20 protein-coding genes are annotated in these 20,440 nt (G+C 71.6%); 9 read left to right on the forward strand and 11 right to left on the reverse strand.

All coding sequences use genetic code 11. The features are described from left to right. Window positions 1–130: 130 nt before the first annotated feature. Window positions 131–883: a helix-turn-helix domain-containing protein gene (locus tag ACFUN8_RS21140; protein ID WP_383639717.1), complete on the reverse strand. Its 753-nt coding sequence runs from the start codon at window positions 881–883 to the stop codon at window positions 131–133. A gap of 236 nt (window positions 884–1,119) precedes the next feature. Between ACFUN8_RS21140 and ACFUN8_RS21145 the strand changes: the two genes are divergently transcribed. After that, window positions 1,120–1,785 carry a DUF4097 family beta strand repeat-containing protein gene (locus tag ACFUN8_RS21145; protein WP_383639720.1) on the forward strand — a complete coding sequence of 222 codons (666 nt, stop codon included), beginning with the start codon at window positions 1,120–1,122 and terminating at the stop codon, window positions 1,783–1,785. Between the two features lie 16 nt (window positions 1,786–1,801). Continuing rightward, window positions 1,802–2,674, forward strand: coding sequence for an alpha/beta fold hydrolase (locus tag ACFUN8_RS21150; RefSeq protein ID WP_383639723.1), 873 nt, complete (start codon window positions 1,802–1,804; stop codon window positions 2,672–2,674). Between the two features lie 68 nt (window positions 2,675–2,742). Here the strand turns inward: ACFUN8_RS21150 and ACFUN8_RS21155 are convergent, their stop codons facing one another. Then, window positions 2,743–5,121, reverse strand: coding sequence for an FtsX-like permease family protein (locus ACFUN8_RS21155; protein WP_383639726.1), 2,379 nt, complete (start codon window positions 5,119–5,121; stop codon window positions 2,743–2,745). Further along, a complete protein-coding gene (locus ACFUN8_RS21160) occupies window positions 5,118–5,900 on the reverse strand; it encodes an ABC transporter ATP-binding protein (RefSeq protein ID WP_383639729.1) in 783 nt (260 codons plus the stop codon). Before ACFUN8_RS21160 ends, ACFUN8_RS21155 begins: the two co-directional genes overlap by 4 nt. Before the next feature lie 218 nt (window positions 5,901–6,118). Between ACFUN8_RS21160 and ACFUN8_RS21165 the strand changes: the two genes are divergently transcribed. After that, entirely contained in the window at window positions 6,119–7,399 is a 1,281-nt protein-coding gene (locus tag ACFUN8_RS21165; RefSeq protein WP_383639731.1) for a sensor histidine kinase, read from the forward strand. Beyond that, complete coding sequence (locus ACFUN8_RS21170; RefSeq protein ID WP_383639734.1) at window positions 7,396–8,103, forward strand: response regulator; 708 nt, start codon at window positions 7,396–7,398, stop codon at window positions 8,101–8,103. The genes ACFUN8_RS21165 and ACFUN8_RS21170 overlap by 4 nt, the downstream gene beginning before the upstream one ends. A 388-nt stretch (window positions 8,104–8,491) precedes the next feature. Here the strand turns inward: ACFUN8_RS21170 and ACFUN8_RS21175 are convergent, their stop codons facing one another. Then, window positions 8,492–8,932: a nuclear transport factor 2 family protein gene (locus ACFUN8_RS21175; protein ID WP_383639737.1), complete on the reverse strand. Its 441-nt coding sequence runs from the start codon at window positions 8,930–8,932 to the stop codon at window positions 8,492–8,494. A 124-nt stretch (window positions 8,933–9,056) separates the two neighbouring features. Then, on the reverse strand, window positions 9,057–9,461 hold the full coding sequence (locus ACFUN8_RS21180) for a helix-turn-helix transcriptional regulator (protein WP_383639834.1): 405 nt from the start codon (window positions 9,459–9,461) through the stop codon (window positions 9,057–9,059). A 334-nt stretch (window positions 9,462–9,795) separates the two neighbouring features. Here ACFUN8_RS21180 and ACFUN8_RS21185 point away from each other — a divergent pair, with 334 nt between their 5' ends. Together ACFUN8_RS21185 and ACFUN8_RS21190 are read left to right on the forward strand one after the other, a co-directional pair. Next, window positions 9,796–10,254, forward strand: a complete 459-nt coding sequence (locus ACFUN8_RS21185) for a hypothetical protein (RefSeq protein ID WP_383639740.1) — start codon at window positions 9,796–9,798, stop codon at window positions 10,252–10,254. A 94-nt stretch (window positions 10,255–10,348) separates the two neighbouring features. After that, on the forward strand, window positions 10,349–12,472 hold the full coding sequence (locus tag ACFUN8_RS21190) for an exo-alpha-sialidase (protein ID WP_383639743.1): 2,124 nt from the start codon (window positions 10,349–10,351) through the stop codon (window positions 12,470–12,472). Window positions 12,473–12,564: 92 nt separating this feature from the next. Here the strand turns inward: ACFUN8_RS21190 and ACFUN8_RS21195 are convergent, their stop codons facing one another. Continuing rightward, window positions 12,565–13,122: a TetR/AcrR family transcriptional regulator gene (locus ACFUN8_RS21195; RefSeq protein WP_383639746.1), complete on the reverse strand. Its 558-nt coding sequence runs from the start codon at window positions 13,120–13,122 to the stop codon at window positions 12,565–12,567. 137 nt (window positions 13,123–13,259) lie between these two features. Between ACFUN8_RS21195 and ACFUN8_RS21200 the strand changes: the two genes are divergently transcribed. After that, window positions 13,260–13,940: an SDR family oxidoreductase gene (locus ACFUN8_RS21200; RefSeq protein WP_383639749.1), complete on the forward strand. Its 681-nt coding sequence runs from the start codon at window positions 13,260–13,262 to the stop codon at window positions 13,938–13,940. 68 nt (window positions 13,941–14,008) lie between these two features. Here the strand turns inward: ACFUN8_RS21200 and ACFUN8_RS21205 are convergent, their stop codons facing one another. From ACFUN8_RS21205 to ACFUN8_RS21215, 3 genes are all read right to left on the reverse strand, one after another. After that, window positions 14,009–14,674, reverse strand: coding sequence for an SDR family NAD(P)-dependent oxidoreductase (locus tag ACFUN8_RS21205; protein WP_383639752.1), 666 nt, complete (start codon window positions 14,672–14,674; stop codon window positions 14,009–14,011). Between the two features lie 105 nt (window positions 14,675–14,779). Next, complete coding sequence (locus tag ACFUN8_RS21210) at window positions 14,780–15,157, reverse strand: DUF2255 family protein (protein WP_383639754.1); 378 nt, start codon at window positions 15,155–15,157, stop codon at window positions 14,780–14,782. Window positions 15,158–15,467: 310 nt separating this feature from the next. After that, on the reverse strand, window positions 15,468–15,923 hold the full coding sequence (locus ACFUN8_RS21215) for a MarR family winged helix-turn-helix transcriptional regulator (RefSeq protein WP_383639757.1): 456 nt from the start codon (window positions 15,921–15,923) through the stop codon (window positions 15,468–15,470). 170 nt (window positions 15,924–16,093) lie between these two features. Here ACFUN8_RS21215 and ACFUN8_RS21220 point away from each other — a divergent pair, with 170 nt between their 5' ends. Together ACFUN8_RS21220 and ACFUN8_RS21225 are read left to right on the forward strand one after the other, a co-directional pair. Continuing rightward, window positions 16,094–17,551: an MFS transporter gene (locus ACFUN8_RS21220; protein ID WP_383639760.1), complete on the forward strand. Its 1,458-nt coding sequence runs from the start codon at window positions 16,094–16,096 to the stop codon at window positions 17,549–17,551. A gap of 149 nt (window positions 17,552–17,700) precedes the next feature. After that, on the forward strand, window positions 17,701–18,375 hold the full coding sequence (locus tag ACFUN8_RS21225) for a DNA-binding response regulator (protein ID WP_383639763.1): 675 nt from the start codon (window positions 17,701–17,703) through the stop codon (window positions 18,373–18,375). A 76-nt stretch (window positions 18,376–18,451) separates the two neighbouring features. On the opposite strand, the gene ACFUN8_RS21230 is transcribed toward ACFUN8_RS21225, so the two are convergent. Both ACFUN8_RS21230 and ACFUN8_RS21235 read right to left on the reverse strand, forming a co-directional pair. Then, window positions 18,452–19,624, reverse strand: a complete 1,173-nt coding sequence (locus ACFUN8_RS21230; protein ID WP_383639766.1) for an alcohol dehydrogenase catalytic domain-containing protein — start codon at window positions 19,622–19,624, stop codon at window positions 18,452–18,454. Then, entirely contained in the window at window positions 19,621–20,355 is a 735-nt protein-coding gene (locus ACFUN8_RS21235; RefSeq protein WP_383639768.1) for a YoaK family protein, read from the reverse strand. Before ACFUN8_RS21235 ends, ACFUN8_RS21230 begins: the two co-directional genes overlap by 4 nt. Between the last annotated feature and the right edge of the window lie 85 nt (window positions 20,356–20,440).

Genomic DNA, 20,440 nt, shown 5'->3' on the forward strand with positions numbered 1-20,440 from the left:
ACGTTCAGCCACGTGGTGCGCGACGGGCGTGCGGCGGGCGGGCGACGGCCCGTTCGGGAAGCGCGTCGCGGCTGTCCGCCTGCCGGTCCGTCCGTCGGTCCGTCGGTCCGTCCGTCGGTCCTTCGGTCGGTCAGTGGTCGTGGCCCGGCCGGGCGGTGTCGTTCGAGGTTGCCTCGGGGCCGGTGTGGAGGACCGCGCGGGCCTGTTCGGCGGCGCGGGTGATGCTCTCGCTGATGAAGTCGAGAAAGCGGGCGATGTTCTCCAGGCGGGTGGCGGCGGGGGTGTGGGTGCCGAGGATGGTGGCGCCCCGGCGGGCGATCTCCACCAGTTGGTCGTTGGCTCGGGCGCTGGCGATCGTCGCCTGGTAGAAGAGTTCGTTGTCGACGACGTAGCGCTCGCGGCGGCGTTCGTCGCGTTCTCGGCGGACGAGGCTCTGGCTCTCCAGGAAAGTGATCGCCTTGGAGATGGACGCCGGGCTGACCTGGAGGCGCTGAGCGAGTTGGGACGCGGTGAGGCTGCCCGCGTCGGTGGTGAAAAGGCAGGTCAGCACCCGGGCCGGCATCTTGCTCAGGCCCGAACCCATGAGGACGGTGGTGAACGTCTCCTCGTACTCGGCCACGGCCTCGGCGTCGCGGCCGTGCGGCTGGGGGGCCGACTCCGCCCCTGAGGAGGAGGCGGGCCCGCGCCGGTGGGCGCGGCGTTCGGTGGCGCGGTGGGCCAGATCGGCGCGGTAGGCGGTGGGGCCGCCGTTGCGCATCACCTCACGTGTGACCGTCGAGGTCGGGCGGTCGAGCCGTCGGGCGATCTCGGCGTAGGGGAGGCTGTCGGCCAGCCCCAGCGCGATCTGCTGGCGTTCCTGCTGGGTGAGCCTGCCTCCCGGCATCGCGGTCTCCTCAGATGTTCCTTCGTGGTGTCCTTGATCCCCCACCGTAGCGTTCACCTTCATTCATTGCAATGGATGGGATCGTGTTCGTTGCGTTACTCTCAAGTCCGTTGCAACAGTTTCGCTGCTCTGAGCTGCATGAATGTCATTGCTATGCAACTTATCCGTTGTCTGAATCTGGAAAGCAACGTAGCGTTTCCGGTGTCAGAAAGAACGAACAGACACAGGAGAACACCATGCAGAAGTTCGACACCCCGGCCCCGATCTCCACCGTCCTGGACATCCCCGCCGGACGCGTCCAGTTCATCGCCGCGGACCGCACCGACACCACCGTCGAGGTCCTGCCCGCGGACGCCGCCAAGAGCCGCGACACCAAGACCGCCGAGCAGACCACCGTCACCTACACCGACGGTGTCCTTCGGATCACGGCCTCACCGACCGGCAGCCAGCTCCTCGGCCCTTCCGGGGCCGTCGAGGTCACCGTCCAACTGCCCGCCGGCTCCCGCGTCGAGGCCAAGACCGCCGGCGCCGAACTCCGCGGCGTCGGACGCCTCGGCGACATCGACTTCGAAGGCGCGTACCGCCGGATCAAGCTCGACGAGGCCGCGAGCGTCCGCCTCACCGCGATCGACGGCGACGTCGAGGTCGGCCGGCTGGGTGGCCCCGCGGAGATCAGCACCCAGAAGGGCGACATCCGGATCACCGAGGCCGTGCGCGGCAAGGTCGTGCTCAGCACCCAGTCCGGTGACATCACGGTGGGCGCCGCCGCGGGCGTCTCCGCCGCGCTGAACGCCGGCACCGGACACGGCCGCGTCGGCAACGCCCTCAAGAACGACGGCGCCGCCGAACTCGACATCCACGCCACCACCGCCTACGGCGACATCACCGCCCGCAGCCTCTAGAGAAGGAGCACCTCTTATGAGTACCGCGAAGCAGAACAGCACTTCATCGGCCGCCTTCTCGACCGCCTCCTCGACCGGTTCCGCGTGGAGCGGCATGGTGCCGGTGGACGATACGGCTCTGGCCGTCACCGACACCGGCGGTCCCGGCATCCCGGTGGTCTACCTCAACGGCCAGTTCGCGACCCAGGGTTACTGGAGACGGGTCATCGCCGAACTGGGCACGGACTGGCGGCACATCACCTACGACGAGCGGGCCCGCGGCCGGAAGTCGAAGCGGTCGGCGGACTACTCCTTCGAGGCCGCCGTACGGGACGTCGACGCCGTTCTCGCGGCCAGGGGCGTGGAGCGGGCGCTGGTGGTGGGCTGGTCCTACGGCGCGGTCGTCGCGGCGCACTGGGCCTCGCGCAATCCGGAGCGCGCCCTGGGCGCGGTCCTGGTCGACGGCGCCTTCCCCTACGACTGGCTGGACGACGCCATGGAGCAGCGGATCCGGAAACTGTTCCGGCGGATGGGGTGGTTCATGCCGCTGCTGCGCCCGACGGGCCTGACCCCACGGATGAACGCCGAGCAGCAGGCCGACAGCAACATCGAACTCGGCAAGCTCTCCCGCGAGCGCGAGCTGGGCCCGGTGCTGGACAACATCACCGTCCCGGTGCGGTACGTGGTCGCCTCGGGGACGTCCCTCGGCAGCAAGGGCGACGAGCAGGAACGTATACGCACCAGCCTCGACGCGGTGACCGCCCGCAATCCGAGGATCCAGATCGGCGCGAAGGTCGCCAGCAACCACGGTGCGCTCCTCAAGAAGGACTTCGCGGCCATCGCCGAGTCGGTACACGAAGTCGCCCGCCTCGACGGCGGGGACGGCCCGCCGCGGCCCGGCGACCGGTGAACAGCCGGGCGGGCACTGCCCGCCCGCGAGGTCCGGCGAGACCTCGCGGGACCGGGTCGGCCCGCTCCCTACTCCGTACGCAGAGCAGTCACCGTGCGTGTCCTGGCCGCCCACCCGGCGGGCAGCAGCGCGCCCAGCACCGCGATCACTACGCCGCCGAGTCCGAGCACGAGCAGTTCGGGCGCCTGGTGGACGGCGATCACGGAGTCGGGCAGATGGAGACCGGCGCTGCGCCCCATGGCCGGCATGACCATGGTGTGCAGCGCCACCCCGGCCGGTACACCGAGGGCGCCGCCGAGCAGGCCGGAGAGTACGACCGACGTCAGGACCATCGCCACGATCTGACGGGGCGTCATGCCGAGCGCCTTGTGCACACCGAGATCACGGACGCGCTCGTGGGTGTCGAGCACGACACCGTTCAGCACACCGAGCCCGGCGACGGTCACGAGCATCAGCGTCAGGATCGTGGTCAGCGTGTTGAGGATGAGGATCATGTCGCCGCCGTCGTCGGACTCCCGGCCCTGCGCGGTGACGCCCAACGACTTCAGTCCGCTGTTCAGCGCCTTGATGTAACCGCCCACGTCCGTGCCGGACGTCAGCGCGATGTGGTGGCCGGTGGCCGCCAGGCCCGGCGCCGCGGACTTGAGCGTCGCGGCGTCCGTGTAGACCAGCATGCCGTCACCCCGGGTGTCGAGGACCTCTCCCACGATCCGCACGCCGACCGCCGCACCCTTGACGCTCAGGGTGACCTCGTCCCCGACCTCCGTCCCCGTGGCGGCCAGGAACTGGGTCGGCACCACGGCCTCGCCCGCCACGTCGATCCAGCGCCCCGAGACCATCCGGTAGCCGCCCCACGAGGCGTCGCCGCTGAACGCGGTGATCGTGGTGGACCCGTTGATCCCGGCGACGGTCGCGTCCGTCGTGGCGGAGCCGTAGTACTTCCCGGTGCCCGGCTGCGCCTCGATCGCCGCTGTGATCGCCGCCGGATCCGACGCGCCCGTCGGTCCGCCGCCCGGCGCGTCGCCAGGCCCGCCGCCCGGCCCGCCACCGGGTCCCCGCTGCGGGCCGGACACACCGACGGTGACGTCGGCGGCGTTGTGGTTCCTGGCGCTCATCACCTCGTTGAGCGACGAGGAGAGGCCCACCGCGAAGGTGACCGTCGTGGCGCCGAACAGAACCGCCGCGACCAGCGCCGCCGCCCGCGCGGGACGGGCGAAGGGGCGGGCCAGCCCGAGGCTCATCGCCCGAGGCAGCGGGAGCCGGGCGGCCAGCCGGGCCGCCCGTCGGCCCCGGCCCGCCGCCGGGACCCGTCCCACGGCGAGTGCGTCGACCGTGCGCAGCCGCCCGGCCCGCCACGCGCTCGCCCACGCGGTCACGGCGACCAGACCCAACGCACCGGCGGTCACGGCGACATCGATCCACGGGGCGACGGACAGCCCCGTCGTGCCGTACGCGTCCGCCGTCTCGGACAGCACCGGCACGGCGAGGAGGTGGCCCGCGACGAGCCCCAGCCCGACGCCGACCGCCGCCGGGACCAGCGCCTGGGCCAGGTGGGCGCGTACGACCTGGGACGGGGTGAAGCCGACCGCCTTGAGGATGCCGATCCGCCGCAGCCCCGTACCCACCGCGCCGGCGACCACATTGCCGACGACGAGGACCGACATGACCAGCCCCAGGACGCCGAACGCCACGAGGAACGGAACGAACAGCGCCGTCTCGCGGGCCGCGACCTTCCTGACGGTCAGCCAGGACCGCGCACCGGTGACCGCGTCGGCGGGCACCGACGCCGTCACCTCGGCGCGGGCCTCCCGCATGTCGGCGGCGGTCGCCGCCGCGTCGAAGCGGTAGAGCATCTGGTACGCGCCGACCGTGCCGGACGGTGTCAGCGCGGCGACCTGGGACGCCGCCACCCAGGCGTCGGCGGTACGGCTGACCGAACGCGCCAGGCCGACGACCTTCAGCGTCGGACTGCCGGGCAGCTCGGGGAAGTCCAGCTCCAGACCGAGGCGGACCTGGCGCCCGTCGTCGGCGGACAGCACGATCTCGCCCGGCGCGGTGGCCCAGGACCCCGTGGTCACAGTGATGTCGTCGACGGGGCCATCGGGAGAGTCCCGGCCGACGACCGTCAACGGCGGCAGCCGCATGCCGTCGCCGATCCGCGGGGTGACCGACGCGGTCGCGAACGGCCCGGCCGCCGCGCTGACGCCCGCCCCCTCGCCGGTCGCCGACAGCCGCGCGCCCGTCGTCCTGTCCGCGTCGAACTGCGCGTTGAGATGCGCGCCGCGCTGTTCGGCGAAGGCGTCGTCGAAGGGGGCGCTCGACGCCACGAGCAGGGAGCCGCCGAGTACGGACGCGGTCACCGCCATCAGCGTGGCCAGCCCGATCACGAGCGTCTGCACACGGCGGCGTCCCACACCCGAGCGTACGACCCGGCCCAGGGCGCTCATCGGGCCGCCTCCGCCGCGATGTCGGCAGTGACGTCGGCGGCAGTGACGTCGGTAGTGACGTCGGTAGTGACATCTGAGGCGAGCTCGGCGGCGGCATCGGAAGCGACGTCGGCGGTGATCCGGCCGTCGGCCAGCCGAATCGTACGGGTGGTGCAGGACCGCGCGAGGGCGAGGTCGTGGGTGACCACGACGACGGTCTGACCGTCGGCGTTGAGTTCCCTCAGCAGCCGACTGACATCCTCCCCGGCGGCCGAGTCCAGCGCACCGGTCGGTTCGTCGGCCAGCAGCAGCGGCGGCCGGTTCATCAACGCCCTTGCCACCGCGACACGTTGGCGCTCACCGCCGGACAGCCGGCCCGGAAACGCGCCGGCGTGCCGGCCGATGCCGAGCGACTCCAGCAGGTCGGCCGCGCGCCGGTGCGCGGCCCGGCGCCCCAGGCCGGCCAACCGCGCGGGCAGCACGACATTGTCCTCGACGCTCAGATCGTCCAGCAGGTTGAAGAACTGGAAGACCATGCCGATCTTCGCCCGCCGGTAGCGCGCCGAACCGGACTCGCCCAACTCGTCGACGCGCACGCCGTCCACGGTGACCGTTCCGGTGTCGGGCCGGTCCAGCCCCGCGATCAGATTGAGCAGGGTCGACTTCCCACTGCCGGACGGCCCGAGTACGGCGACGGAGTCACCGGCCCGGACGGTCATCGACGCGTCGACCAGTGCCGGCGGCCCGTCGTCGTAGGCGCGACTCACCTCGCGTAGCTCGATCACCGGTGCGGTCGTCATGGCTCGTCTCCCTCGGTCGTCCCTCGTCACAGCTGCCGCGATCGACGCTAGGAGCGGGCCCGGCCCGGCACGACGGCCGCCGGAGGTAACTCCCGTACCGCACAGGGACGATGGCGGCGGGTGTCATCCCTGCGAGGTAGTCGACAGATGTACGGCGCTGCCCGATGCGGCCGTTCGGGCTGACGCGATCCGTACCGGCGGCCGACGAGAATGAGCGGGTGACGAACGCAGCGGCGGTGGAACAGCTCCGGGACGCGGCCAGAGACCTGATACGCCCGACCGGCCCCGTGCCGTGCCTCACCCGACGCAACCGGCTCTTCGACCTCGGGCTGACGGCGGTCGTCGGCATCGCCATGACCCACTACGTCTCGGACAATCTGAGAGGAGAGGCGACCCGTTTCACCGTCCCTTCCCCGCTCGGACAGCCCACCGGATCGGGCGACTTGATCCTCCTGCTGAGCCTGACGGTCCTCGCCTCGGCGCCCCTGGTACTCCGCCGTCGGCACCCGCTCACCGTGCTGTGGATCGTGATGGGCGCGACGGCACTGACACCGCCGTACGCCGCGCGCCTCACCTTCTACGCCTGCGTCATCGCCGCCTACAGCGCGGCCGCCTACAGCCGCCACCGGGTCCCGACGCTGGCGAGCCTGCCCCTCGCGGTGCTCCTCGTCAGCAGGGTGCGCGACGGAACGGCACCCACCGTGCCCGACCAGTACGTTCCGCTGCTGATCTCGGTCCCGCTCGTCGTCGCGGCCATCGGACTCCGTACGTGGAAACTCCGGGCCGACGAAGGCCGTACCCGGCTGTCGCGGCTGGAACGGGAGCAGGCGGCGGCGCTGCGCAGGGCCGTCGAGCACGAACGGGGCAGGATCGCACGGGAGTTGCACGACGTGGTGACCCACCACGTCAGCGTGATGGTCATCCAGACCGGCGCCGCCCGCAAAGTCATGGCGACGGCTCCCGAAGAGGCCCGCGAGGCGCTGCTCGCCGTCGAGGCGGGCGGCCGGGCGGCGATGAGCGAACTACGCCATGTCATGGGGCTGTTGACGATGGACACGGACGACGCCCCAGACCCGACGGGCGCCGGCCGCCCGGCGGATCTGGCGCCGCTGCCGGGCCTGGACCAACTGGCGGCCCTGACCGGACGGGTACGGGACACCGGCGTACCGGTCACGGTCACCGTCACCGGACAGCCGCGCCCCCTGCCGGCCGGTGTCGAACTCACCGCGTACCGCGTGGTGCAGGAGGCGCTGACCAACATGGTGAAGCACGCGGTCGGCGCGAGCGCGGCCGTGACCGTCGCCTACGGCGCCGACCACCTCCGCGTGGAGGTCACCGACACCGGCGGGACACCGGGACCGGCGGCGTCGGCGGGGGACGGCCGTGGTCTGATCGGCCTGCGTGAACGACTGGCCGTCTACGGCGGCACCCTCCGAACAGGACCGCGTCCCCTCGGCGGTTACCGCGTGCAGGCACTGATCCCCGTGGAGACACCATGAACGAGTCGCCGCGCGTCGTGGTCGCCGACGACCAGGCGCTGGTCCGTACCGGCTTCAGGATGATCCTGAAGGCCGACGGCATCGACGTGGTCGCGGAGGCGGTCAACGGCCTGGAAGCCGTGGAAGCGGTACGGCGTACCCGGCCCGACGTGGTCCTGATGGACATCCGGATGCCGGAGCTGGACGGCCTGGAGGCCGCCCGGCGCATTCTCGACGCGACAGGGGCGGCCGGGGCCGTGCAACCGCGCGTGGTCATGCTGACGACGTTCGATCTCGACCACTACGTCTACGCGGCGCTCTCCGCCGGGGCCAGCGGCTTCCTGCTCAAGGACGTCACCCCCGAACACCTCGTCGCCGCCGTCCACACGGTCCGCACCGGCGACGCGCTGCTGGCGCCGACGATCACCCGCCGCCTCGTCGAACGCTTCGCCCGCCGCGACGCCGACACGGTCACGCTCCACCGCGACCTGGCAGCCCTGACTCCACGCGAACTCGAAGTCCTGCGCCTGCTGGCCGGGGGCCTGAGCAACGCCGAACTCGCCGCCCGCCTCCACCTGTCCGAGGCGACCGTCAAGACCCACGTCTCCCGGATCCTCGCCAAACTCACCCTCCGTGATCGCGCCCAGGCGGTGGTCGTCGCCTACGAGACGGGCCTGATCAGCCCCGGCGCCCACCGGACCGGGCCGAGTCCCGCCGATCGATGACAGATGCCCGATGACAAATCCAGATGAAGGGACCTGCGGGTGTCGGCTACTGTCGTCCAAGTCCGGCCGACAGGACGCACATTGACCGGACGGCCTGAACGGCCCGGACTCCCAACTTCACACGCGACACCCCCGGTGCGTAGGCCGCGGCTACTTCTTATGGTGAATCACGCCGCACACCGTTCTGATCTCGGGGGCACCAGCATCGGGGCGCCCGGTGCGCAGGCGACGGATACTTCTTTCTGCAAAAAAGGGGACCCGGGTTCGAATCCCGGCGGTCCGGCTCCGGCCGGGCTGTGGTGCAGCGGCCCAGCATCCATGTCTCCGTCGCCGACTCTGATCTCGGGCGCTCCGATGCGGTGATGTCTTGGACTCACCGGGCGTGGACTCAGCCGGCGCAGGCCGCGGCGATCGACAGGCTGTTCTCGTACAGGTGGTGGCGGGTGATCCGGCCGTCCTCGACCGTGAGACGCAGCGCGAACGGGCCCTCGAAGGACTTCCCTGTGGCGCGTACGGTCCCCGACAGCTGCCCCGTCAGGACGGCGTCGGTGCCGTCGACCAGGAAGGCGTCGACGGAGGCGCGCGCGTCCTCGGGCACGGTGTACTCCATCAACTCCGTGAACTGGGCGGCACATTCGGCGCCGGTGGACCTCGGGCGGATCCACGGCACGGTGGGGTTCTCGGCGAGCTGCCAGTCGACCTCGTCGGCGAAGATCTCGATCAGCCGGTCGGTGTCCCCGGCCACCCGCGCGGTGAGGAACTGCTGCACGACGGCCCGTGTGGCTTCCGTGGTCGAACTCGCCGTGATGGAAGGGGACTTGACGGACATGGTGCGCTCCTCGCGGCTGCGGCCGGATCCCGGCGGGGGGTTCCCGTCGATGTGCTAGATCCTGGCAGGGGAGCGAAGGGTGGTCGATTACCCCGGGGGTAATGGCGAGCGGCCGGTCACCCGCTCACCGGCCCGAGCGGGACGGTGACACCAGCGCCTGGAGCGCGGACAGCGCGCCGTTCGCGACCGGTGACGGTGGGGCCGACTCCGGTGGGGCCGTGCGGAAGGCGCTCGGGGAGACGCCGTGGACGGCGCGGAAGCGGCGCGAGAAGTGGTACGCGTCGGCGAAGCCGCACTGCACGGCTATGGCCTGGCGCGGCAGATTGCTCAGCCACAGCAGCGGCTCGGCCCTCGCCAGACGGAGCCGTTCGAGCCCTTCCACCGGGCTGACGCCGAGCTGTCGCCGCCAGATACGGCACAACGTGCTCTCCGAGACTCCCGCCGCCCGCGCCGGCGCTCCAGGGCGAGCGGCCGGACGACGCCGTCGGACCAGCGGGCGCGGACCGCGCCCATCATGGCGACCAGCGATTCGGGGAGGGTGTGCGCGCCGATCGCGGGGCCGGGGCCGTCACCTCAAACACCGTCCACGCGCCCGACCTCGACCGGGACTCCGCACGCGGCGTGTTCGGGCAGATCCTCCCGTACGTCGACGGGGCCGGGATGATCCCGAACCGGATCTCGGACGACGGGGGCCGCACCGACGACCGTTCGCAACCGCCCGTCGGTGCGCTGACGGCGTATCAGGCGTACTTGGCGGGCGGGCTGTCGCCCGGGGTTCCGACCCGATCGCGGGCGACCCCGCGTCGGCGACCCCGGACCGGGCCAAACGGGAGTCCGGCCCGGACGGTTCGCCGACCCACACCATGGATCTCGCCGACCTCGGGGTGTACGCGCTGCTCGGCGGGTTGCCGGAGCCCGCGCGGGCTCCGGCCGTGGCCGCCGATCTGCGGAAGCCCGGAAGCGCTCGGCGGTGTACGGCCACTGCCGAGCGTCGCCCGGTACGGCCCCGGCTTCGCGGCGACGCACTGTTGCGGCTGTTTCTCGACGAATGGCGGGAGCACGGCCACGTCAGGGAGAACTATCCGGCCGCCGACGGGGAGAATCTGACGGGTCTTCAGAAACGTTCGGACGGGCTGATGGCCTGGGGAGGTCTGTTGGCGTATCTCGCGTTCGGTGAACCGGCCGACGCGCGTCCCGACGGCCGGCGGTTCGCCCACCCGGGGGAGCCCGCGGGGCTGTGCGACCTGCCGTTCGGTGAGGGTCCCCTCGACGCACATCTCATAGCGCCTGATCCGGTACGTACCGGATCCAACCGCGCCTGATCCGGCACGCGCCGACTCGGCACGCCGCCGATCCGGACCGCACCCCCCGCGCCCGCCCACTCCCCTCCGTACCGCCCGAAAGGGGTGGCTCACCATGCCCGAAACCGGACCGAAGCGCACCGACATGAACCGCAGATCCTTCGCCCTGGGCGTCGCCGGTGTCTCGGCGACCGCCGTGTTCGGCCCCGGGGGGCCGGGATCCACGGCACACGCGGCCGACCGACGGTCCACACCCGGTCGGCGTGGCTCCTTCTTCGACGAGCGGACCCTGTGGGACTCCGTCGAGGGCCCGCTGGTGAACTACCACGTCCACGCCCTCGCCGTGCTGCCCGACGACACCATCCTGGCCGTGACCGAAGGCCGCCACGAGGTGTGCGACGCCGGGCCGCGCGATCTGCTGCTGCGCCGCAGCGCCGACGGCGGCGAGACCTGGGAGGCGAGCCGCCCCCTGGTGACTTCCGTCGGCGGGGAGTCCTGGGGCAACCCGGCGCTGGTCGTGGACCGGGAGACGCGCGAGGTCTTCCTCTTCTTCATGCTGTCCCTCCGACTGCCGCAGAACACGTCCTGTTCCGGAGACACCGGCGACCTGTACGTGATCTCCAGCCGGGACAGCGGCCGTACCTGGGGCGAAGTGCGGAACCTGGCGGGCCTGTTCGACGGGTTCCCCTACAACTGGGCGCTGCACGGCCCCGGCCCCGGCCATGGGATCCAGCTCAAGTCCGGCCGCCTGCTGCTGAATTGCTCGCACCGTGGGGTGAGCGTCGGCAACACCGTGGCCGAGCGGTACTACGGTGTCGCGCCCATCTACAGCGACGACAACGGCGCCACCTGGCAGGCGACCGGCGAAGTACCCGTACAGGTCAAGTACCCCATGAACGAAGCACGGATGGTGCAGCGGTCGGACGGCACCGTGCTCGTGAACGGCCGTGCCGCGGCGGGCGGCGAAGGACAGCGCATCGTCTCCGTCAGCTCGGACGACGGACTGACGTGGTCCCGGCCCGCGTTCGACGGCGGCACCGGCTCCTTCAACGCGGTGGACGCCGGCCTGCTCCGCTACACCGGCGGACCCGGCAGCCGCGACACCGACCGGATGCTGTTCAGCCGCCCCGACTCGCCGGTCAGATACAACATGACGGTGTCGGTCAGTTACGACGAGGGCACCTCGTACCGATACCGGCGGGTCATCAACGAACGCCGCTCCTTCTACTCGGATCTCGCCCGGCTCTCCGACGGCACCATCGTGCTTCTCTACGGCTGCGACGGTGACCTCGCGAGCGCCCCGCGCCGCGTGAACGTCTGCCGCTTCTCGCTCGACTGGCTGACCCGGGGCCGCGACAGCCTGCGTCGCGGCCCTCGCCACCGGGAGACGGTGGTCGCCCTGGCCGACGCGGACCGCAGGGTGACGGGCGGCGTCCTGGCCACCCGCGCCGATCCGCTCGCGCGCCGTGGTGAGCGGGTTGTCCTCACCCCTGAACAGGTGGGCGGCTCGGCCGAGTTCACCTTCCGGGTGCCACGCACCGGCGAGTACGAGCTGCTGCTGCGCCACCACCGCTCGGCGGACGGCGCGCTGGCCACGGTCACCCTGACCGGCACCAAGCTGCCCGTCTGCGCGATCGACACCACGACGCAGTCGGCGGACGGCTACGACCTCGCCCGTATCGGCACCACCCGGCTGCGCGCCGGCCGGCACACCCTGCGGTGCGCGGTGACGGGCACCGGCAGGGGCGGCGGGACGTCGCTCGGTCTCGACTCGCTCAGTCTGATCGAGGCGCCGGGCTCCGCCGACGTACGCGAGGAGGTGGTCGTGGACAACGACCGGCTGGGCTTCGCCGTGGTCACCGGCAACTGGCCGACGGCCACGGCTGACCCCGGCCACTGGGCGGGCAACTACCGTACGGCGCCTGCCGGTTCAGGCGAGCGGTTGGTGCGCTGGCGTCCGGCGGTGCCTCGGGACGGCACGTACGAGATCCAGACGTCCTACCCGCCGGGCGCCGACCGTGCGGGCAACGCCCCGTACACCGTGGCCCACGCGGCGGGCACCGACACCGTGCGGATCGACCAACGGGTGGCGGGGGCCACGGAGCCGCGCGGCGGCTCGTGGGTCACGCTCGGCACCTACCGGCTGCGGGCCGGTCTCACCACGTCGGTCGAGCTGAGCAACGACGCCGACGGAACGGTGGCCGCCGACGCGATCCGACTGCTTGGCCCGCGCACCTGACGCCGACCCCCGGCCCCGGCCCTCGGCCCCGAGCCCGGCCTCGTTCGAAGCGGATCGGGCCAGGGGGCCGGGGTCGGGGGGCCGAGGCGCCGTTACGCCGACACCTCCGCCTTCGCCGCCGCGAGGAGCGCGTCGGAGAGCGGGTCGCCGTTGACCGCGCGGGCCAGGATCAGCGCTCCCACCATCGTGCTGAGACGGGCGAGCCCGTCATCGTCGTCGCCGGCCATCCGCTCCGCGAACTCCCGTACCCCTTCGGCGTACGTGTGCCGCGCCGCACTGCCCGCGGCGCCGCGCGCCATGTCGACGGCCAGACCCGCCGTGGGGCAGCCACCGGCCATGTCGTCGCGGTGCCTGGGGGAGAGGTAGTCGTCGACGAACGCGCGCCGCGCGGCCTCCGGATCACCTTCGTCGGCCCCCGGCCGGGCGACGAGCGGATCCTCGACGCCGTCGAACGCGCAGGCGGTGGCCTCGTCCACGAGGGCTTCCTTGGAGTCGAAGTGCTTGTAGAAGCCGCCGTGGGTGAGCCCGGCCGCCTTCATCAGGTCGGCGACGCTGACACCGGCGGTGCCCTGCTCGCGGAAGAGACGGGAGGCGGTGTCGACGATCCGACGGCGGTTCTCCTGCGCCTGTTCCTTCGATACGCGGCCCATCGGCCACCTCCCTGAATATATGTTCGACGACATCTATCTTACGCCTCAACCCTTCCGCATTTAGATGTTGAGTGTAATCTAAATGTCGTGGCGGCGGCCTGAAGAGGCCGTACGCCCCCGATGAAGGGATCAGGACCATGGAACTGAACAACGCCGTAGCGGTCGTCACCGGCGCCAACCGAGGGCTCGGCCGCCGTATCGCCGAACAGCTGCTGGAGCGCGGCGCCAAGGTGTACGCGGGCGCCCGCCGCCCCGAGACGGTCGATCTGCCCGGCGCCGTACCGCTGCGCCTCGACATCACCGATCCGGACTCCGTCCGTGCCGCCGCGGCCGCCGCGCCCGACGCCACGCTCCTGATCAACAACGCGGGCATCTCCACCCACACGCCGCTCGTGTCCGGCGGACTCGACCGGATCCGCCTGGAGTTGGAGACCCACTTCTTCGGGACGCTTCAGGTGACCCGAGCTTTCGCGCCCGTCATCGAGGGCAACGGCGGCGGCTCGATCCTGAACGTCCTCTCCGTGCTGTCGTGGATCCACCCGGCCGGATACGGCGCCTACAGCGCGGGCAAGGCCGCCGCCTGGTCCCTGACGGACTCGATCCGCGAGGAGCTGGCACCGCGCGGCATCCAGGTCTCCGCCCTGCACGTGGGCTACATGGACACCGACATGGCCGAGTACGTCGACCCGGAGCAGAAGACCGACCCGGCGTCCGTCGCCGCACAGGCCCTGGACGGGCTGGAGAAGGGCACCCCGGAGATCCTGGCCGACGATCTGACGCGCCAGGTCAAGCGGGGGCTGGGCGTGCTGACCGCCTGATCCGGGCCGGGTTCGGGACCGGTCCGGGGTCGGGGCCGCCGGCCGCCGCCGGGGGACGGGTGACCGGATCAGGCGTCCAGCGGTTCGGCGTACCGCCGGAACTCCGTCCGGTCCTGATGCATCCCCCAGAGCGCGTCGGCGAGCACGGCCGGGTCCTTGCGGGGATGGCCGGGGGTGATCGCGCCGGGAATGATGAGCTGCGCCGCGTGGATCCGTTCACCGGCGAGGGCGTCGTGCAGCATGTGCGCGTAGGCGCTCTCCGCGGCGAAGGCGATCGAGGTGCCGGCACGCTCGGGGTGCGGCTGGACGGCGGTGCCGCCGTTGATGAACAGCAGGGTGCCGCGCCCCAGGGAGCGCATGCCGGGCAGAACCTGGCGGACGGCTGTCATCGGTCCGACGACGGAGAACGCCAGCGGACCCTCGATGTCGGCCGGAGAGGTCTCCAGGACCGGCTTCATGAAGTCCCTGTGGGGAATGGGGCTGTACTGCAGGACCTCGACCGGGCCGAGGTCGGAGGCGGCCGCCTCCAGGGCGGCGGCGAGAGCGGCCGGGTCGGTCACGTCGGCGGCGAATCCGCGCGCGTTCACGCCCGCACTACCGAGGTCGGTGGCGAGGGCGTCGACGTGTTTCTTGGTGCGGGACAGGAGGGCGACGTCGAAGCCTTCGCGTCCGAAGCGGCGCGCCACGGCGCTGCCCAGACCTGTGCCTGCTCCGACGATGGCGATGGTGGTCATGGGAAGTCCTTCGCTACGGCTACGGCTACGGCTACGGATTCGGTCTGGCTTCGGCTACGAGTTCGGCTTCGTCGCCACGTCGCCACGTCGCCACGTCGCTTCGGCTCAACGGGGCACGAGCTTGAGGGTGGCGGCCCGGGCGTCGTCGGCGACCATGGGGCCGACGTAGGTCTCGCCGTAGCTGCCGTACTTGCTGCGGTAGGCGGCGTCGACCCGGTCGTTGAGGACGGGGTCGTTCTCCTCGACGAAGGTGACGTCCTTGTCCACGCCGCCGGAGCTGATGTGGCCCGCGTGCCGCTTCGTGGCGTGCCGGTACCAGGCGCCGGTAGGGCCGTGAAAGGCCCGTACGTGCAGGTCGTCGCCCTCGCGGACCACCCAGATGGTCGTCGGCTCGCGCGGCGTGTCGTCGGTGCCCAGTGGGGCGATCTCCAACTCGGCGGCGTGCTCGATCTTGCTCAGCTCGTCCTTGGTCCAGGTGGCCATGGCTGGTCTCCTTGCCGGCGGTGTCGGTGCGCCTGTCGTTGTGCCCGTATGTCCGCGTACCCGTATGTCCGCGTACTCCCTTCCACACTGGCGACCATGACGCGCGACGCGCACCTCAACGGACGGCGGTGGCTCCGCGGGCGCCGCCGGGCCGAACGCGGCCCCGTACCGTCGTGCTGCCCGCCGACCGGTGTGCGCAGCCCCTGGGTCCGGCTACTCCATACGGATGAACCCGCGGATGGCGCCAACCGCCAACCGCCAACCGCCGGCCACCGGACGACGGCCCCGGTGACCCCTCCCGCTCGCAGCGCTAGAGACGCGGCCACGGCCTGCCGGCGAGCCGTTCGATGTCGGTGTTGAAGCGCTTCAGATATGCGGCGAACGCGGCGATGTCCTCTTCCGACCACTCGGACATGACCCGGTCCAGGGACTGGACGATGCCTTCCCGCTCCTCGTCGAGCACGCGTGCGCCCTCGTCCGTGATGCGGAACTTGCGCGCCATGCCGCCCTCGGGATCCGGGATGCGCTTCACGAGCCCCGCGCGCATGGCCGCGGCCGTCTGCCGGTTGAGGGTGGAGGCGTCGAGCCCGAAGGCGTCGCTCAGTTCGCCGATCGACATCGGTCCCTGCAGGCGGATACGGCTGAGCAGGATGTAGGCGCTGCGCTCCAGTACGCCGTCCTTCCGGCGTCCGCCTTTCTGATTCAAGAACGTGTGGCGGCTGAGCAGCATCTGCTCGTACTCGATCTCGTGCGTGGCCCCGACCATGCCTGTGTCGCCTCCTGCTCTCTCGCGCCGGGCCATTCTCGCACCACGTCGGAACGGCCCGGACTTCATTCTCTCACGTGTATGCATCCTGCATGTAAGGTGCTCGATACATACGATATGTATGATGCACAAGTTCGTTTCGTGTTGGACAGCCCTAGGAGTCCCCTTTCATGGACGCCCCACAGCCCACCTCCCGCTCGGGCGGTGTGGTCGCGACGCTGGCGCTCGCCGGCACGACGGCCGCGATCATGCAGACGCTGGTCACCCCACTGCTCGCCGATCTGCCCAAGATCCTCAACACCTCGGCGTCGAACGCCACTTGGGTGATCACGACGACCCTCCTGGTGGCGGCCGTCTGTGTGCCGGTCGTCGGCCGCCTGGGCGACCTGCTCGGGAAGCGCCGGATGCTTCTCGTCTGTTCGGTGCCGCTGATCGTGGGCTCCGTGGTGTGCGCCCTCTCGTCCTCGGTCCTCCCGATGATCATCGGACGCGGCCTCCAGGGCATGGGTATGGGCATGGTCCCGCTGGGCATCGCCCTGCTGCGTGACGTCGTTCCCACCGAGAAGCTCAGCTCGTCCATCGCGCTGGTGAGCGCCTCCATGGGCATCGGCGGCGGCCTCGGCCTGCCGATCGCGGCGGCGGTCGCCCAGTACGCGAACTGGCGCGTCCTCTTCTGGGGTTCCGCCGTACTCGCCACGGTCATCGCGGTGCTGATCTGGTTCCTGATCCCGACCGTGCCGGCCGGTGCCAAGGGACAGCGGTTCGACTGGGCCGGCGCGATCGGCCTCGGGGCCGGTCTGGTCAGTCTGCTGCTCGCGATCTCCAAGGGCGCGGACTGGGGCTGGGGTTCGGGCACCACGCTCGGTCTGTTCGTCGCCGCCGTCGTGTTCCTGGTGGGCTGGGGCGCCTGGGAACTCCGTACGAAGGACCCGCTGGTCGACCTCCGTACCACGGCCCGTCCTCGCGTCCTGCTGACGAACATCGCGTCGATCTTCGTCGGATTCGCGATGTACGCCAGCATGCTGGTGATACCGCAGTTGCTCCAGTACCCGGAGGCCACCGGCTACGGCCTGGGACAGTCGATGCTCGCGGCCGGCCTGTGGATGGCCCCCGGCGGGATCATGATGATGATCGTCTCCCCGCTCGGCGGCAAGCTGACCAACGCGTACGGCCCGAAGCTCACACTCCTCGGCGGAGTCCTGGTCATCGCGGCGGGCTACGGGCTGTCGCTCGCGCTGATGGGATCCGCCTGGGGAATCATGCTGGCCATCATGGTGATCAACAGTGGTGTGGGCCTCGCGTACGGCTCGATGCCCGCGCTCATCATGAGTTCCGTCCCGCTCTCCGAGACCGCCGCCGCCAACAGCTTCAACGCGCTCATGCGCTCCCTCGGTACGTCGATCGGCGCCGCGGTGGTCGGCCTGGTCCTCTCCCAGATGACGACCGACATCGGTGGCTTCAGCATCACCTCCGAGAGCGGTTTCCGCACCGGCCTGATCATCGGCTGCGGTATCGCGCTGATCTCCGCCGCGATCGCCGCGGTCATCCCGGCCGTGCGCACCGTCACGGGCGGCCTGGAGAAGACGCACACGAGCGCCGAGCCCGAGAAGTCGGCGGTACAGGCCTGAACGGTGTGAACGCCTCGGGCGCGTACGGCCGTTGGGACGGACGTGGCCGAGGCCCCTTCACCCGGTGGTGTCCGCGGTGTGTGCGAGGTCGGACACGTGCGCCGCGCCGCGGGCCCGCCGGAGCCGGCACCCGACCGGAAGGACGAGAGATGCACCGCGTACTCCTCACGGGCGGCCCCACCCTCGTGCGCGACGCCTACGCCCACATCATCGGGGCGTCCGCCGTCCTCACCCTTCAGGGCCAGACCGCCACCCTCCCCGACGCCCTGGCCCAACTGCCCGCCGTCCGGCCGGATCTCCTCCTCATCGACGCCGGGGCACTGCCCAACAGCCCCACGGCCGCGACTCGGTTGACACTGCGTCAGGCTGCCGCCGGCACGAGGCTCGCCGTCATCGGTTCCGTCCCGCCCCCGGACATCGCCTTCTTCGTACGCGCCGGAGTCACGGGCATCCTCGGCCGGGACATCGACGTACCGCACTTCGTGGCGGCCCTCGACCTGGTGAGCGGGGGAGGACTGGTCATCTCCTCACTCGACGCACTTCTGGCAGCCCACAACACCCGCGCCGTCGCGCCGCCTTCGGCGCTGGAACACCTCTCCGACCGGGAACGCCAGGTCCTCGCCCTCGTCGCGAGTCAGCGCGACAACGACGCGCTCGCCCAACTGCTCGGACTGAGCCCGCTCACCGTGAAGACCCACGTCAACCGGATCCTGCGCAAACTCGGCGCCACCAGCCGCGCGCACCTCGTCGCCATCGCCTACGAGAGCGGCCTCATCACTCCCGGAACTCCCGGAACTCCTGGGACGCCGCTCCCGCTGTCCTGACCCGCCGGCACCGGGCTACGGAGCCGGGTGGGAACCGCCGGGCCGCGGCCGGCGAGCGACGGGCAGGGCCGGTACGTCACGGCCGGAGCACCGCCTTCACGATGCCGTCGGCGCGACGGTCGAATGCGTCGTACAGACCCGGCGCGTCGGCCAGCGAACCGTGATGGGTCACGACCTTCTCGGGGTGCGCCCTGCCGTCCAGCACCAGATCCCGCAACAGGCGGGTGTAGCGGCGGTCGTGGGTGCGGCCGAAGCCGACATGGACGCCCTTGTCGAACAGCGTGGCCCACGGCACCTGGAGCGATCCGTCACGATGACCCCCGGCCGCCGGGTCGAGGTCCTTGGCGGCGAAGACCCCCGCGATACCGAGCGATCCGGCGGGGTTCACCAGCCGGGCGAGATCGTCGATGACCTGGCGCGGATTCTCCCGCCCCGGTTCGGAGCGGTCGCGGGCCTGGAATCCGACCGCGTCGATGCCGCAGTCCACCCCGTCCGCGCCCTCCTCCCCGGGCGGCAGCCCGCGCTCACGCCGGTGGTCGCGGATCCGCCCGACCGGGTCGCCGTCGGTGAAGTCCACCGGTACGGCGCCGAACTCGGCGGCCACGGCCAGCCGTTCGGCGACGTGGTCCACCACGTAGACCTGGCCGGCGCCACGGATGACGGCCGAGTGGGCGGCGAGCAGCCCGATCGCCCCGGCGCCGAACACGGCGACGGTGTCGCCAGGCCGCACGCGGGCGAGTTCGGTGGCGTGCCAGCCGGTGACGAACGCGTCCGCCAGCAGCACGAACGCGTCCTCGTACCGGTCGCCGGGCTCGCCGGGCAGCGGCACGCAGTTGGCGTCCGCGTACGGCACGCGCAGCAACTCGGCCTGGGCGCCCCGGAACGGGCCCATGCCGGCGTAACCGTACGCGGCGCCGAAAGCGCCGGGTCTGATCCGGCTGCACGCGGCGGTCCGCCCACGGGCGCAGTTGGGGCAGACCCCGCAGAACAGATGCGTGGGCATCACGACCCGGTCACCGGCCGCCACCGCCGTGACGGCGGCGCCGGTCCGCTCCACGACGCCCAGCGGCTCGTGGCCCAGGACGAGGCCGGGCTCCGCGCCCGTGCGGCCGTCGTACATGTGCAGGTCGGTGCCGCACAGGGCGCTGGAGGTGATGCGTACCAGCGCGTCCGTCGGCTCCTGAAGGGCCGCGTCCTCGACCTCGTGCACGGACACACGGCGGGTGCCGTCGTAGACCACGGCTCTCATGGGGCGCCTCCTGTTGTCGCTGTGGTGGGGGTGGACCGGTCCGGGCGCGGGGAAACGGCCACGCACGCCAGTGCCGCCGACGCCCAGAGCAGTGGTACGGCCATCGCCCAGGGCGCGGACGCCGCGTACACGAGCGCGGCCACGGCCGCGCCCGCGGTGAGTGCGACAAGCCGTGCCAGGGAACCCAGGTCCGCCCGGCGTTCGCCCGCCGGTCCGACCGCGCGCACGACCAACTGGGTGAGGGTGCCGGTGAAGTAGGTCCCCGGCCCGCCCGCCGCGCCCGTCCGGGCCAGCGCGGCGGACTGCGTCCCCATGGCGACGGCGACCGCGACGAGCACGACATCGAGCCACGGCTGTGCGGGCGCCCCGTCGGCCGCGCCCCAGACGACGGCGACGGCGGCCAGGAGTACGACCTCGAAGGCGAGCCAGCGCACGACCGTGCGGGGCCAGTGCCTCTCCAACTCCTCCGGTCGCCGCCGGCTGAAGGGCGCCACGGCCGCGACTCCCGCCACATAACCCCCGAGGGCCAGCAGCGGCGCGGCCGGCCCGCCCTCGTCCCCGGTCCCCGTCAGCGAGAGCCCCAGCAACACGAGATTGCCGGTCATCACACCGGCGAAGACCCGGCCCAGCGCGATGAACGCCAGCACATCCACCGCGCCCGAGGCCCCGGCGAACAGGATCAGCGCACCCCACTGGGCGCGCCCCGGACCCACCGGCTCGGTCGTCGACACCCCGTCACCGCCTCCGCGTCCGCTGCCCGAAGAGGCCACCAATACGGCGCCGGGGCCCGCCCCGCACCACGCCGAGCCGATCCCG

Source organism: Streptomyces sp. NPDC057307, assembly GCF_042667665.1.
Classification (GTDB): domain Bacteria; phylum Actinomycetota; class Actinomycetes; order Streptomycetales; family Streptomycetaceae; genus Streptomyces.